The 13,225-nt window shown below is 74.7% G+C and carries 15 protein-coding genes; 7 read left to right on the plus strand and 8 right to left on the minus strand.

Going from position 1 to position 13,225, the window contains the following annotated elements:
- Positions 1-332 (plus strand): helix-turn-helix domain-containing protein (locus ACLIYP_RS25575; protein WP_412715472.1); only part of this gene is annotated, 332 nt, incomplete at its 5' end.
- On the opposite strand, the gene ACLIYP_RS25580 is transcribed toward ACLIYP_RS25575, so the two are convergent.
- Complete coding sequence (locus tag ACLIYP_RS25580) at positions 302-769, minus strand: VOC family protein (protein WP_412715473.1); 468 nt, start codon at positions 767-769, stop codon at positions 302-304. The genes ACLIYP_RS25575 and ACLIYP_RS25580 overlap by 31 nt on opposite strands.
- Before the next feature lie 127 nt (positions 770-896).
- On the opposite strand from ACLIYP_RS25580, the gene ACLIYP_RS25585 reads away from it, so the two are divergent.
- Entirely contained in the window at positions 897-1,349 is a 453-nt protein-coding gene (locus tag ACLIYP_RS25585; protein ID WP_412715474.1) for a GNAT family N-acetyltransferase, read from the plus strand.
- A 124-nt stretch (positions 1,350-1,473) separates the two neighbouring features.
- Here the strand turns inward: ACLIYP_RS25585 and ACLIYP_RS25590 are convergent, their stop codons facing one another.
- A complete protein-coding gene (locus ACLIYP_RS25590; RefSeq protein ID WP_412715475.1) occupies positions 1,474-2,469 on the minus strand; it encodes a restriction endonuclease in 996 nt (331 codons plus the stop codon).
- A gap of 265 nt (positions 2,470-2,734) precedes the next feature.
- Here ACLIYP_RS25590 and ACLIYP_RS25595 point away from each other — a divergent pair, with 265 nt between their 5' ends.
- On the plus strand, positions 2,735-4,165 hold the full coding sequence (locus tag ACLIYP_RS25595) for a serine hydrolase domain-containing protein (RefSeq protein WP_412715476.1): 1,431 nt from the start codon (positions 2,735-2,737) through the stop codon (positions 4,163-4,165).
- 50 nt (positions 4,166-4,215) lie between these two features.
- Here ACLIYP_RS25595 and ACLIYP_RS25600 read toward each other — a convergent pair whose 3' ends face one another.
- On the minus strand, positions 4,216-5,169 hold the full coding sequence (locus ACLIYP_RS25600) for a GNAT family N-acetyltransferase (RefSeq protein WP_412715477.1): 954 nt from the start codon (positions 5,167-5,169) through the stop codon (positions 4,216-4,218).
- Positions 5,170-5,787: 618 nt separating this feature from the next.
- Here ACLIYP_RS25600 and ACLIYP_RS25605 point away from each other — a divergent pair.
- Together ACLIYP_RS25605 and ACLIYP_RS25610 are read left to right on the plus strand one after the other, a co-directional pair.
- Complete coding sequence (locus ACLIYP_RS25605) at positions 5,788-7,176, plus strand: globin domain-containing protein (RefSeq protein ID WP_412715478.1); 1,389 nt, start codon at positions 5,788-5,790, stop codon at positions 7,174-7,176.
- Between the two features lie 386 nt (positions 7,177-7,562).
- On the plus strand, positions 7,563-8,312 hold the full coding sequence (locus ACLIYP_RS25610) for a pyridoxamine 5'-phosphate oxidase family protein (RefSeq protein ID WP_412715485.1): 750 nt from the start codon (positions 7,563-7,565) through the stop codon (positions 8,310-8,312).
- Between the two features lie 48 nt (positions 8,313-8,360).
- On the opposite strand, the gene ACLIYP_RS25615 is transcribed toward ACLIYP_RS25610, so the two are convergent.
- From ACLIYP_RS25615 to ACLIYP_RS25635, 5 genes are all read right to left on the minus strand, one after another.
- A complete protein-coding gene (locus ACLIYP_RS25615) occupies positions 8,361-8,903 on the minus strand; it encodes an NUDIX domain-containing protein (protein ID WP_412715479.1) in 543 nt (180 codons plus the stop codon).
- A 285-nt stretch (positions 8,904-9,188) separates the two neighbouring features.
- Positions 9,189-10,370 (minus strand): cystathionine gamma-lyase, encoded by a 1,182-nt coding sequence (locus ACLIYP_RS25620; protein ID WP_412715480.1) that lies wholly within the window; start codon positions 10,368-10,370, stop codon positions 9,189-9,191.
- A 63-nt stretch (positions 10,371-10,433) separates the two neighbouring features.
- Positions 10,434-11,354: a fructosamine kinase family protein gene (locus ACLIYP_RS25625; protein WP_412715481.1), complete on the minus strand. Its 921-nt coding sequence runs from the start codon at positions 11,352-11,354 to the stop codon at positions 10,434-10,436.
- Positions 11,351-11,929, minus strand: coding sequence for a low molecular weight protein-tyrosine-phosphatase (locus ACLIYP_RS25630; RefSeq protein ID WP_412715482.1), 579 nt, complete (start codon positions 11,927-11,929; stop codon positions 11,351-11,353). The genes ACLIYP_RS25625 and ACLIYP_RS25630 overlap by 4 nt, the downstream gene beginning before the upstream one ends.
- An 85-nt stretch (positions 11,930-12,014) precedes the next feature.
- The gene (locus ACLIYP_RS25635) at positions 12,015-12,392 is read right to left on the minus strand and encodes a phage holin family protein (RefSeq protein ID WP_412715483.1); all 378 of its coding nucleotides are present in this window, start codon (positions 12,390-12,392) and stop codon (positions 12,015-12,017) included.
- Between the two features lie 57 nt (positions 12,393-12,449).
- On the opposite strand from ACLIYP_RS25635, the gene ACLIYP_RS25640 reads away from it, so the two are divergent.
- Positions 12,450-12,767: a cupin domain-containing protein gene (locus ACLIYP_RS25640; protein ID WP_412695635.1), complete on the plus strand. Its 318-nt coding sequence runs from the start codon at positions 12,450-12,452 to the stop codon at positions 12,765-12,767.
- 163 nt (positions 12,768-12,930) lie between these two features.
- A complete protein-coding gene (locus tag ACLIYP_RS25645; RefSeq protein ID WP_412715484.1) occupies positions 12,931-13,146 on the plus strand; it encodes a DUF5326 family protein in 216 nt (71 codons plus the stop codon).
- Positions 13,147-13,225: the final 79 nt, after the last annotated feature.

Raw genomic sequence — 13,225 nt, forward strand, 5'->3', positions numbered from 1 at the left:
GGCTGCGCCGGGCGCCGGACGACCCGACGGCGGTGACGGCGGTGGCTGCGGTGGTGGCCGGGCTGCGGGACGGCCTGAGCGTGGCCGAGGTGGCGCACGGGGCGGGGCTGAGCGAGCGGCAGCTCCACCGCCGCTCACTGGCGGCCTTCGGGTACGGCCCCAAGACCCTGGCCCGGGTGCTGCGGTTCCGGCGCGCTCTGCGCCTGGTCCGCGGCGGCGTGCCGCCGGCGTCGGCCGCGGCCGGCGCCGGGTACGCGGACCAGGCCCATCTGTCGCGCGAGGTCAGGGCGTTGGCCGGGGTTCAGCTCTCGGTGCTGCTGTCGGAGGGCTGACCGCCGGAGGGCTGACCGCCGGAGGGCTGACCGCCGGGCGCGCCGTCCGGCAGCGGGGCGAAGAGGGCGACCGCGTTGCCGTCGGGGTCGAGGACGACGGCGTACCGCTGGCCCCAGAAGGCGTCCCAGGGCTCCTTGTGCCCGGTGTGGCCGGCCCGCGTCAGCTCGGCGTACTGCCGGTCGACGTCGGCCGGACCGTCGCAGGCGAAGGCGAGTTCGACGCGGCTGCCGCCACTCGGCGGGGTCCAGCCGGGGTCGAATGACCGGATGGTCTCGACGGTGTCCCAGGCGATGCGCAGCCCGCCGGGCAGCGGGACCTCCACATGGGGCTGTCCGTCGGCGTCGGCGGGGATGTCGAGTCCGAGGAGGCGGTAGAACGCGAGCGAGGCGGCCATGTCGGAGGTGACCAGGCCGAAGAGATCGATACGGGGTGCCATGCGGCCACGTTAGGGCGGCTCCGGACCGGAGGTCTTGAAGGAATCGGACGTGTGCGGCGGGCTGACCGGTGCGGACGGACACGGGACGGGCCGGTGCCGCCGCGCCGGGCGGCATAGGGTGCCGGTCATGAGCGACTTCGGCATACGCCCGGCGACGGCGGACGACCTGGGTGCGATCGTGGACATGCTCGCCGACGACCCGCTGGGCGCCCGCCGCGAGTCGCCCGGTGACCTCGCCCCCTACCGCGAGGCCTTCGAGGAGATCGCCGCCGACCCCCACCAGCACCTGGTCGTCGCGGTCCGCGGCGGCCGGGTCGTCGGCACGCTCCAGCTCACCGTCGTCCCCGGACTGTCGCGGCGCGGCGCGAGCCGCGCGCTCATCGAGGCCGTGCGCGTCCACTCCGGCGAGCGGGGCGGGGGCCTGGGCGCCCGGCTGATCGAGTGGGCGGTCGAGGAGGCGCGGCGCCTGGGCTGCGCCCTGGTCCAGCTCACCTCCGACGCCACCCGCACGGACGCCCACCGGTTCTACGAGCGGCTGGGTTTCACGGCCTCGCACGTGGGGTTCAAGCTGGCGCTCTGAGCCCCCGCCGGCTTCTTCCGCCGTTAGACTGCGAGAGGCCCGAAGCCGCAACTTCCGCTTGCGGCTTCGGGCCTCCGCGCGCGGTCGTGCCGCACATATCGGTCGTTGCCGGCCGTGCCGGCCGTCAGCGCAGCACCTGGAGCGCAGTCCCCGTGCTCCACGCCTCCAGCAGTGCGCGGTGCACGGCGGTGATGCCGTGGCGGGCCGCGATGTCGAGCGCGGCGGGGGTGAACGTGGAGGTGGTGACGAACAGGGCCACCTCTGCCTCGTGTTCGAGCTTCGCCATCCCGGCGAACTTCCACATCGCTCCGCTATCCACGGCCCGGTGCGGCGTGGAGCGCTCGCACCGGGCCACCAACCGCCGCCCGTCGGCGGTGCGCCCGACGAGGCCGGCGCTCAGGTCGCTGCCGGAGCCGGTGTCCGCCACGGTGCATCCGTCGCGGCGGCAGAGCCCGGCGACGTGCTCCTCGAACTCACGCCGTCCCATCGCGTCCATGGCCGCCACCGCTCCTGTGAGTTCCCTCTCCTGAAGGGTCCGCTTGACGCGTTCGAGGTCCTCGCGGATCGCGGTCAGCTCCCGGCGCTGCTCGCCGGAGGCGTGGATGAGGTGGTTCAGCATCGGGACGATGGTCTGTCCGATGAGCCGGCCCGCGGTCTGAGTGCTGATGCGTGTGATGCGCTCGTCCAGGGCGTCGAGGTCGATGTGGAAAAGGTTTTCCACAGGCTGGGGGCGGGCGTTCCGCTCGGCGTCCAACAGGTAGGCACGCACCTGACGTGCGACGACGCTGTCGCGCAGCAGCATCGCGACATTGAGGACGGTGCGCCGGGAGAAGACGGCGACGGAGCGGGTACGCGGGTGCAGTCCACTGAGTTGCTTCAAGCAACTCAGTTCCGGACCTGTCAGGACGCGGTAGCCGTTGGCCTCCAACTCGTCGCGGTGGTCGTGGACGACGGCACGGATGACGGTCTCCCCCACCTCGAAGTAATCGGCCACCATCCGTGTCGTGACGTGGACTCCGTCCGGCAGGACGGAGAGCGCCTTCACCTTGTCCAGCGCGCCCGTGTGTTCGGCCACGCTCTCGCGCAGCGTCCTCGACTCCAGCAGGACTTCCTCGTTCACCGTCACCGTCTCCTCCGTTCGGGCGTCACCCCGATGGCCCCGCCCCTCACCTGGAGAACGAGGTGAAACATGTGAAGACACGATCGAATGGCATGAAAGCGTGCGAAATCTCGTGCCGGTGTGGGAACTTGGAACAGGCCCCCTTCGAGGAGTTCCGTCCCGGGCCGCCGACGGGAGTCGTCCACATCCGCGGCACACTCGTCACCAGGGGGCGGCACGGCGGAAAACGCTGGCCCGCGCCGGTGTCGCCGGGGAGAGTGGGCGGATGATCGATTCCAGCGGAGACATGAACGGCGAGCTGCTGCCGGAGACCCGTCGCGCACTCCTCCACAGGCTGGCCGTCGCCCAGGCCGAGGGGCGGGTGCCGTCGGCGGTCGGGGCCGTGGTGCGGGACGGGCGGACGGTGTGGACGGGGGTGCGGGGCGGTGCGGTCGGCCCGCCCGGCGAGACGGGGGAGACGGAGGGGGCGCCGACCGCGGACACCCGGTACCGGATCGGTTCGATCACCAAGACGTTCGTCGCCGTGCTGGTGATGCGGCTGTGCGACGAGGGGCTGCTGGACCTGTCCGATCCGCTGGGCGAGCACCTGGAGGTGCCCGCCGGGGCCGGGGACGAGGTGGTCTCGGCGACGGTCGCCCAGCTGCTGTCCCACTCCGCCGGGCTGGCCGCCGAGCCGCGCGGTCCCTGGTGGGAGCGGACGCCCGGCGAGTTGCGCCCCGAGGCGGCGGACCTGTTCGGCGAGCGGCCCGTGCGGCATCCGGCCGGCCGGCGGCACCACTACTCCAACCTCGGCTACGCGCTGCTGGGCTCCCTGGTGGAGCGGCTGCGCGGTGCGCCCTGGCACGACGTACTGCGCGAGGAGGTGCTCGACCCGCTGGGCATGGACCGTACGGCGCCGCTGCCCCGGGAGCCGTACGCCCGGGGGTGGGCCGTGCACCCGTGGGCGGACGCGGTGCTGCCCGAACCGCTCGCGGACACCGGGCGGATGGCGCCGGCGGGGCAGCTCTGGTCCACGGCCCGGGACCTGTGCCGCTTCGCGGCGTTCCTGGCGGCGGGCGACGACCGGGTGCTGGGTGCGGAGAGCCTGGCCCGGATGCGGGTGCCGGCGGTGGCGCCGGAGGCGGAGGCCTGGGACCAGGCGTACGGGCTGGGGATGCAACTGGTGCGCTCCGGCGGGCGGTTGCTGGCCGGGCACACCGGTTCCATGCCGGGCTTCCTCGCGGCCGTGTGGACCGCTCCCGGGGAGCGGCTGGCGAGTGTGGCGCTGGTCAACGCGACCTCGGGGCTGCCGGTGGGCGGTCTGGCGGCGGATCTGCTGGGGATCGTCGCCGAGCGGGAACCGTCCTTCCCCGAGCCGTGGCGTCCGCGCTCGCAGGCCGATCCGGAGCTGCTGGCGCTGACGGGGCCGTGGTACTGGGGGCCGGCGGCGTTCGCGCTGCGGGTGCGCGAGGGGCGGGCGCTGGAACTGGCCCCGGTCGGCGGCGCCGGGCGGGCCTCGCGCTTCCGGCCGGAGGCGGACGGGACCTGGACCGGGCTGGACGGCTACTACGCGGGCGAGACGCTGCGGGCGGTGCGCGGGGCGGACGGGTCGGTGAGCCATCTGGACCTGGGCACGTTCGTCTTCACCCGGGCACCGTACGACCCGGACGCACCCGTTCCGGGCGGTGTGGACCCGCGGGGGTGGCGCGCGGGGTGAATCCCGCGCCCGGACCACCGCGCCCGGACCACCGGGTCGGGGCCCGGGCCTCAGCCCAGCGCCACCGAGTAGGGGGCGAACCTGAGGCCGAGGTCGCCGGGGACGTCCGGTGCGCCGTGCACCATCACGGTTGTGGTGAAGTCCCCCTCCAGGCCGCCCGAGCGCAGCCATTCCACCAGCCCCCGGTGGCGGAGGTCGGCGTCGTAGCGGACCGGGCCGTCGGTGCGGGAGGCGAGTTCGGTGATCAGGGCCCGGGCGGTGGCCTCCTCCTCGGCCACGACCGGGCCGATCACGGTGGTGCCCTCGTTCGGCCAGGCGGCCGCGAAGCCGGCGATCCCGCCCGGTGCCCCGCCGGCAGGCGGGGCACCGGGCCCCTCCGGGGGTACGGCGACGACGAAGTGGTCGGCGAAGGACGGCAGCCGGACGATCAGATGGGCGCGGTCCGCGCCGAACGCCCTTGCGTCCAGGGCGAGTACGGCGGGCAGGTCGGCGGCGGTGGCGTCGCGTACGGGGACGGGGGGCTCCGGGGAGGGGGCGGGGGAGAGGCGGCCGGTGAGCATGACGGTGGTGCCGACGGGGGCGAAACCGAGCTCCTCGTAGAGGGGGCGGCCGTAGGGGGTGGCGGTCAGGAACGCGACGGCGTCCCCGGACCGCTCCAGCGCGTGCCGCATCAGGCGGCGGCCCAGGCCCCGGCGGGCATGGCGCTCGGCGACCAGCAGCATGCCGACACTGGTGCGGGCACGCGGGTCGGGGGAGGAGGGCGGTGGTCCGTAGGAGGTGAGGACGTAGACCCCGATCAGGCCGCCGCCGGGGTCGTCCCCGGGGGCGTCGATGCCGTAGCCCTGCCCGGCGGTCAGCAGCAGCCGCCACTTGTGCTCCTCGCGCGTCCAGCCGCGGTCGGCGGCGAGATCGAGGCAGGCGGGCAGATCGGCGAGGGCGAGGCGGCGGACGGACGGGAGCAGGGGCGAGGACGAGGACGAGGGCCGGGGATGAGCGGACGTCACGGACGTACAGCCTGGCCGACGGGCACCGGGGCGGCCACCGGTTTACGCGCCTCCCCGCCCGCCCTCCGCCCGCCCCCTGCCCGTGCCCGCCGCGAGCGCGGGGCATGCCCCGGAACTTTCCGGGTATACGGTTTCGCCGCTTTTCCGGGCGCGTCCGGCCGCAATTCGCAAGCCGACTGGAAAGGGAGCGGGTCGCTCTGGAAAAGCACGCACAGAGAACTCTCCGCTACTTTCCGCACCCTCGGCCGGAAAAGTGAAGATAACGTATGGAGGCTGTGGTGGACCCGGGGTGGAGGACCCGGCGCGAAGGGGTCTCCCGCCCCGCCTCCCGCGCGGCGACCGAGAGGTATGGCACGGTGATACCCCCTGATCGGAAGGGTGTTCGGGCGTTCCCCGGCCGCCCTGCGCAGGGGCCCGGCACCGGGAGCGGGCGCACCGCAATTCCGAGGGGTGGACGAGTCCGTGGAATTCGGTGGAAGTCCGAGCGGGGCTTGTGTATCGATCGTGCACCGGTATGGTCGAGACCGCGCATCACCGCTCGCGCATATCCGCAGCCGACGAAACGGGGGAATCCGTACAGGTGGTTTCCGCTCTGTAAGCGACCGGACCGATCGGAAGATGTACGAGGCGAGACAGACCATGGCCACTACGTCGGCGGGCAACGGAACTCCCCAGCGCGCGGCCGGTGGGCCTCCCACCGAAGGCGGCGGAGGCGGTGACTGGAGCTGGTTCGCTCCGAGGCCGGGTGAGGGGGAGGAGCACATGGCACCGCCGTCCCGCCCCGGATCCGCGCCCGTGCCCGGACCCGCACCGGGGCCCTCGCCCTCCGCGCCCGGCCCCGTCCCGGAGTTCACCGCCAACCCCGGCTACGGGCGGTTCGAGCCCTCCCGCGACGCGGAGCTGATACGCCGCGTCCTGGACGAGGTGGAACCTGTCTCCCAGGCGCTCACCTCGTACTTCTACGCCCTGCTGTTCACCCGGAACCCGGGTGTGCGCACGCTGTTCCCCGCCGCCATGGACGCCCAGCGCGACCGGCTGTTCAAGGCGCTGCTCACCGCCGCCGGGCTGGTCGACGAACGGCACACGCTGGTGGAGTACCTGTCCCACCTCGGCCGCGGCCACCGCAAGTACGGCACCAGACCCGAGCACTACCCCGCCGTCGGCGAGTGCCTGATCGACGCACTGGCCCGCTACGCCCCGCGCACCTGGAGCGAGGAGGCGGAGGCCGCCTGGGTGCGCGCCTACACCGCCATCTCCCAGATCATGATCGACGCCGCGGCCGAGGACGCGCGGAAGGCGCCCGCGCTGTGGCACGCCGAGGTGGTCTCGCACGAGATGCGCACCTCCGACATCGCCGTCATCACCGTCCGGCCCGACCAGCCCTACCCGTTCCTGGCCGGCCAGTACGCCAGTGTCGAGACGCCCTGGTGGCCGAAGGTGTGGCGGCAGTACTCACTGGCCTGCGCCCCGCGCTCCGACGGGCTGCTGGTCTTCCACGTCAAGGCCGTGCCCGCGGGCTGGGTCTCGCGCGCGCTCGTCCACCGGGCCCGCCCCGGCGACGTGCTGCGGCTGGGCGGGCCGGCCGGGTCGATGACGGTGGACCACTCCTGTGGCAACGGCCTGCTCTGCCTGGGCGGCAGCACCGGCATCGCGCCCATCAAGGCGCTGGTCGAGGACGTCGCCGGGCACGGCCGCGCCCGCCCGGTGGAGGTGTTCTACGGCGCCCGCAGCGACCTGGACCTGTACGACCTGGACACCCTGCGCGAGATGGAGCGGAGGCTGTCGTGGCTTTCGGTCCGCCCGGTGGTCGAGGGGCCGTCGGGCGGGCTCGTCGGCCGGCTTCCGGACGCGGTGCGGCAGGGCGGGCCGTGGCACGCCTTCGACGGCTATCTGTCCGGTCCGCCGGGGATGATCCGCAGCGGGGTGGACGCGCTGGTGGGGGCGGGGATCCCCGCCGACCGGATACGGCACGACTCCCTCGACGGGCCGGTCGCCCTGCGGGGCTGAGGCCCGCGGGGGCCCGCGCGGACCCGGAGGGGCCGGGAGCGGCGGGCGGACGAAGCGGACGCGACAGCGAGACAGGACGGAACCACCACGTGAACCACGACGTGGACGCGACGGAAGCGGTCGACGCCACCATGATGCTCAGAACGGTCGGGACGGTGACCGGGCCGGGCGGGGCGGGCTCGGCACGTACGGCGGCACGTCCGGCACGCCCGGCGTGGGCGGTGGACGAGCCGGAGGACACGGCGCCGGCCGGGCGGCACCGGCAGGCGGCCGGTTTCGCCCCCGCTCCCGTCCCGGGACCGGCTCCCGCCCCGGATCCGGCTCCAGAACCCGAGCCCGAGTCCGAGTCCGGGCCCGTACGCCCCGGCAGCGACGGCGAGCACGCGATGCAGCGGCGGCTGGGCACGACCGAGCGCGCCGACCGCTTCTACGGCGAGCAGATGCTCGACCACCTCAACGAGCGGATGCGGGAGTTCATCGGCCGGCAGGAGATGTTCTTCGTGGCCACCGCCGACCGGCACGGCGAGTGCGACAACTCCTTCCGGGCCGGTCCGCCCGGCTTCCTGCACGTGATCGACGAGCGGACCCTGGTCTACCCCGAGTACCGGGGCAACGGCGTGCACGCCAGCCTCGGCAACATCCAGGAGAACCCGCATCTGGGCATCCTGCTGGTCGACTTCTTCCAGGCCCGGATCGGTCTGCACGTCAACGGCCGTGCCGAGGTCGTCGAGGACGCCGAGCTGCGCTCGGTCCATCCGGACCTGCCGTCCGACTCCGTGCCCGGCCGGCGTGCGCTGGTGTGGGTGCGGGTGACGGTGGAGGAGGCGTACATCCACTGCGCCAAGCACATCCCGCACCTGCAGCGGGCGCCCAAGGGGACCCCGCGCGACTGGGGCACGGACGACCAGCGGCGCAAGGGCGGGGACTTCTTCGGGGCGGCGGAGGAGGCGCGCCGGCGCGGCGGGCCCGCCGTACGGCCGTCGCGCGAGCGCGCTCACACGGGCGGGCCGGGCGGGCCCGTGCCGCCCTCCGACGACCCGGCGGCCTGGCGCGCCCACGCCGAGCGGTTGCTCGCCAGGGCCCGGCAGCGCCGGGAGGAGGGCGAACGGACGCCGTTCCGCGGCTGGTTCGGCTGAGCGGCCTCCCCGGCCCGGCGGGCCCGGACGCGGACGGTCCCGTGGACGTCAGCCCAGGTCAGGAGCCAGCAGGGCGCGCACGCCCTCGATGTTGGCGTCGAGATAGGCCCGCAGCGAGGGGGGCACCACCTCCACCGAGGCGATGCCCGCGCGGGTGAAGGGGACGCGGACGACCTCGTACTCGCCGCGCGGCTCGTCGACCTCCGGGCCGTGCCTGCGCGACAGGTCCATCGAGGCCAGCCGGCAGGCGAAGAAGAACTGCACCTTCACCGCGCCCCTCGCGGCGTCCGGAGCCTCGGCGGCCCACGGCGCGAGGACCGCCGCGCCGCTCCCCGCGTCCTCGGCCGGGTCGTAGGGGACGGTGTCGACGAAGGCGGGGACCACGTCGGTCACCTTCGCCCCCAGTTCCTCGTCCAGTTCGCGGTGGAGGGCGTCGACGACGGTGGCGTCCCCCGCCTCGACGCCGCCGCCCGGAGTGATCCAGTACGGCTCGCGGCCGGGCTTGGTCCGCTTGATCAGGATCATCTCGTCGTCATCGAGCAGGATGGCCCGGGCGGTGCGTTTGACCACGGGGCGCGCGTCGGCGGTCATGGGGAAGGTCTGGCCCGCGCCGGGGCCGGCGAAACCTTCCGGCCCTGCCACGGGCGTCCGCGCCGGCCCCGCGCCCCGCTCCCGCGGGCGGGACGGCGGGCGGGAGCCGATCCGGCGACTGGACAATAACGCTCAGTCAACTAACCTTGACCATGCGCTGTTTACGCGCGTCGCACGGGGCGGCTTGAGGCATGAGGGGGGGAGCTTCAAGCCGCCCCGCGCTCCATCACTTCCCGCCGAGCCCCCGCCGAGCCCCGCCGCGCGCCTCCGCACCGGGCCCGTACGTCAGCCGCGCCCGGCGCCGTCCAGCGCCGCCCGGACGTCGGCGACCAGATCGGCCGCGTCCTCCACCCCCACCGACATCCGCACGAAGCCCTCCGGCACCGCGTCCCCGCCCCACCGGCCGCGCCGCTCGGCCGTGGAACGCACCCCGCCGAAGCTCGTCGCGTCGTCCACCAGCCGCAGCGCGGCAAGGAACCGCTCGGCGAACACCCTGTCCGGCAGGGTGAAGGAGACCACGCAGCCGAAGCGCCGCATCTGCCGCGCCGCCACCGGGTGCGCCGGGTCGTCCGCCAGCCCCGGGTGCCGTACGTCGCGCACCTCCGGCCGCTCGCGCAGCGCCTCGGCGACGGCGAGCGCGTTCGCGGCCTGCCGCTCGGTGCGCAGCTCCAGCGTGGCCAGGGAGCGGTGCGCGAGCCACGCCTCCACCGGCCCCGGGATCGCCCCGACCGTCTTGCGCCACAGCCGCACCGACGCCGTCAGCTCCGGATCCCGGCACGTCACATAGCCCAGCAGTACGTCACCGTGGCCGGTCAGCGCCTTGGTGCCGCTGGCCACCGCGTAGTCGGCGCCCAGCTCCAGCGGGCGCTGGCCCAGCGGGGTGGCCAGGGTGTTGTCCACGGCGACCAGCGCGCCGCGCTCGTGGGCGGCGTCGGCCAGGCGGCGGATGTCGCACACGTCCAGACCGGGGTTGGAGGGGGACTCGATCCACAGCAGCGCCGCGCCGTCCAGGGCGCCGAGCTGCGCGTCGCCGCCGGTGGGCGCGGTACGCACCTCCACGCCCCAGCCCTCCAGCCGCTCGCGCATCGGGACGAGCAGGTTGTAGCCGTCCGAGGGCAGCACCACCACGTCGCCGGGCCGCGTGCGCGACAGCAGGACCGCGGAGATCGCCGCCATGCCGGAGGCGAAGACGGTCGTGCGCGCCGCCTCGTCGCCGGGCGCCTCCAGCTCGCTGATGGCCTGCTCCAGGCCCGTCCAGGTGGGGTTCCCGTCGCGGCCGTAGGTGTAGGGGGCGACGGAGGGGTCGCCGGGCAGGTGGAAGTGCGCGGCCAGCACCGGGCCCGGCAGCGGCGGCGCGTACGGCTCCTCCTCCGGCAGCCCGGCCCGTACCACCCGCGTCCCGTCGCCGTGCGGAACCGGCCCGTCCCGCCCGTCCCGCCCGTCCCGCTCGTTCCGTTCGCGCGTCATGCCCGCTCCTCGTCGCTCTCCCCCGACCAGCCCGTCCGGCGCCTTCGAGCGTACGTGCGCCGCTCAGCCGAGCGCCGCCCGGGCCGCCGCACCGCAGCGGGCGCCGTAGCCGGGGCCGAAGAGGACGGCGTGCACCAGCAGGTGCTGGAGCTGGTGCAGCGGCACGCGCCCGCTCCGGCCGGGCAGGGGGCGGACCTCCTCGTACGCAGCCAGCAGCCGCCCCAGGTGCGGGCAGCCGAACAGCTCCAGCACCGCCAGGTCGGTCTCGGGGTGGCCGCCCTGCGCGGCCGGGTCGATCAGACGGGCGCGGCCGTCCGCGGACCACAGGACGTTGCCCGACCACAGATCGCCGTGGACGACGGCGGGCGGCTGCGGAGGGCCCGCCAGGCCGCCGACCGCCGCCCCGTCCGCGGCCAGCGCCTCGCACAGCCGCTCCACGTCCCGGGCGTCCCCCTTCCCGATTCCGCCGCCGTCCACCGCCCGCCGCAGCAGGGGCAGCAGCCGCCACCGGGCGTGGAAGGCCGGCCAGTCCCCCGCCCCGGAGGGCGGCTCCGGCGGCGAGGGCAGGGGCACCGAGCCCAGATGGACGGGGAGTTCAGGGTCCACGCCGCCCCAGACCGGGGCCGGCGCGGAGTGCAGGGCGGCCAGCTCGCGGCCCAGCCGCTCGGCCTGCCCGGCGCTCGCCGCGCCCGGCTCGACCCACTCCAGCACCAGCACGTCCGACTCGGCGCCGATCACCTCCGGCACGGCCACCGCACCGGTGGAGCGCAGCAGTTCCAGGCCGGCGGCCTCGGCGGCGAAGAAGCCCCGGGGAGCGCCGGGGAGGGTCTTGGCGAAGACGGCACGGCCGTCCGCGAGCGCGATCCGGTACGCGTCGCAGATGTCGCCGCCGCCCACGGGCCGCACCTGCCCGGCGGCCGAACCGGTCAGGGCGGCCACCCGTACGGCGACGCCTCCCCCGGCGCCTCCCGGCCCGCCCGTCATCGCACCGCCGCCCCGTCGCCGGCCCCGCCGCCGGCCGGCCGGCCGAGGGCTGCCCGCACCTCCTCCAGCAGGCCCGGCACGGCCTCCTCGACCAGGGCCAGGCACTCCTCGAAGCCCTCCGGCCCGCCGTAGTACGGGTCGGGCACGTCCAGCTCGCACAGGCCCTCGCCGGCGCCGGGGGCGTACGAGCGCAGCAGCCGGATCCCGCGGGCGTGCCCGGGGCCGGGCGCCAGCCTCCGCAGATCCCGCAGATGCCCCTCGTCCAGGGCGACCACCAGGTCCAGCCGCTCGAACCAGTCGCGCCGGAACTGCCGTGCCACGTGCTCGTGGACGTATCCGGCGGCCGTCAGCACCGCGACGGTGCGCGGGTCGGCGCCGTCGCCCACGTGCCAGCCGCCCGTGCCCGCGCTGCTCACCTCCACCAGCTCCGCCAGGCCGGCCTCCTCCACGCGGGCGCGGAAGACGGCCTCGGCCATGGGCGAGCGGCAGATGTTGCCGGTGCAGACGAAGCAGACGCGGTACGGCGTACGGACGCCGCCGGGGGAGCCGGGAGTGCCGGGGGCAGAGGTGCGCATGTCCTCCATCATCGGCGACGCGCCCGGTCCCCGGCCCCGGCCCCGGCCCTTGGTCCTTGGTCCTTCGTCCGCCGCCGCGCGGTGGTCAGTCGCCGTCGGGCAGCACCACGCTCACCGCCCACGACACGATGGAGATCACCAGGGCGCCGAGCACCGCCGTCCAGAATCCCTCCACCCGGAAGGCCAGGTCGAACTGCTCGGCCAGCCAGGATGTGAGCAGCAGCATCAGCGCGTTGATCACCAGAGTGAACAGGCCGAGCGTGAGGATCAGCAGCGGCAGGGACAGCAGTTTCGTGATCGGCTTGACCACGGCGTTGACGACACCGAAGATCAGCGCGACGAGGACCAGCGTGAAGGTCTTGCCCGCCGTGTCGTCACCCGTGAGCGTGATGTCGTCCAGCAGCCAGACGGCGACGGCCAGGGCCACCGCGTTGGCGATCGTTCTGACGAGGAAATTCACCATGCCCGAGATCGTTCCAGAAACGGGGACGGTCGCCCACCGGTGAGGGGTCGAGGAGTCATGAAGGCGTTCCGGCTGGAGGAACTGGAGGCGGAGCGGGCCGCCAACGACGGCGCGTACCTGCAGTTCCTGCGCGAGAGGAACATGTCCGTCGGGCTGTACGCCCTGGACCGGGGCTCGCTCGACCCGCAGCAGCCGCACCGGCAGGACGAGGTGTACTTCGTCGCCAGCGGCCGGGCGCTGATCACCGTCGGGGACGAGACCACCCCGGTCGCGCGCGGCAGTGTGGTCTACGTGCCGGCCGGGGTGCCGCACAGGTTCCACCACATCACCGAGGACCTGCGGGTTTTGGTGGTCTTCTCTCCCCCCGAGGGCTGACGGCGGTGCCCGCCGTCCTTAGGGGGCCGGTCAGGGAAGGACCCGGGCCCGCGGCGCCCCGGCGGGGAGCCCGCCCGCCTAGCATCGGAGGCGGAAGCACCGGACGCACCCGGCGCACCGGGCGGGCCCGGCGGCCGGAGACTTCAGGAAGCGGGTAACGGTCATGGATCTCAAGGAGACCTTCGCGGCGCTGCCGTGGTGGGTGAAGTGGGTCGCGATCCCGCTCATCGCGCTCCTCGTCTTCGGCGGCCTGATCTTCGCCGTCGTCGGCTTCGTCGTGAAGCTGCTCTTCAAGCTCCTGCTGTTCGTGGCGCTGGTCGGCGCGCTGGTCTACGTGGTGCGGAAGTTCACCTCCTCGGGCTCCTCCTCGGGAGACTGACGGGCTCCGGGCGCCCCTGCCCGGCGGCCCGGCAGGGGCGCCGCGGGCACCGCGGGCGCGGCTCAGCGCCGCGCCCGCC

The organism is Streptomyces nanhaiensis, assembly GCF_046614825.1.
Classification (GTDB): Bacteria; Actinomycetota; Actinomycetes; order Streptomycetales; family Streptomycetaceae; genus Streptomyces; species Streptomyces radiopugnans.

Coding starts and splice junctions, on each gene's coding strand:
- ACLIYP_RS25580 (WP_412715473.1), bottom strand. CDS start 769: ATGGCACCCCGTATCGATCTCTTCGGCCTGGTCACCTCCGACATGGCC.
- ACLIYP_RS25585 (WP_412715474.1), top strand. CDS start 897: ATGAGCGACTTCGGCATACGCCCGGCGACGGCGGACGACCTGGGTGCG.
- ACLIYP_RS25595 (WP_412715476.1), top strand. CDS start 2,735: ATGATCGATTCCAGCGGAGACATGAACGGCGAGCTGCTGCCGGAGACC.
- ACLIYP_RS25605 (WP_412715478.1), top strand. CDS start 5,788: ATGTACGAGGCGAGACAGACCATGGCCACTACGTCGGCGGGCAACGGA.
- ACLIYP_RS25610 (WP_412715485.1), top strand. CDS start 7,563: ATGCAGCGGCGGCTGGGCACGACCGAGCGCGCCGACCGCTTCTACGGC.
- ACLIYP_RS25615 (WP_412715479.1), bottom strand. CDS start 8,903: ATGACCGCCGACGCGCGCCCCGTGGTCAAACGCACCGCCCGGGCCATC.
- ACLIYP_RS25620 (WP_412715480.1), bottom strand. CDS start 10,370: ATGACGCGCGAACGGAACGAGCGGGACGGGCGGGACGGGCGGGACGGG.
- ACLIYP_RS25625 (WP_412715481.1), bottom strand. CDS start 11,354: ATGACGGGCGGGCCGGGAGGCGCCGGGGGAGGCGTCGCCGTACGGGTG.
- ACLIYP_RS25630 (WP_412715482.1), bottom strand. CDS start 11,929: ATGCGCACCTCTGCCCCCGGCACTCCCGGCTCCCCCGGCGGCGTCCGT.
- ACLIYP_RS25635 (WP_412715483.1), bottom strand. CDS start 12,392: ATGGTGAATTTCCTCGTCAGAACGATCGCCAACGCGGTGGCCCTGGCC.
- ACLIYP_RS25640 (WP_412695635.1), top strand. CDS start 12,450: ATGAAGGCGTTCCGGCTGGAGGAACTGGAGGCGGAGCGGGCCGCCAAC.
- ACLIYP_RS25645 (WP_412715484.1), top strand. CDS start 12,931: ATGGATCTCAAGGAGACCTTCGCGGCGCTGCCGTGGTGGGTGAAGTGG.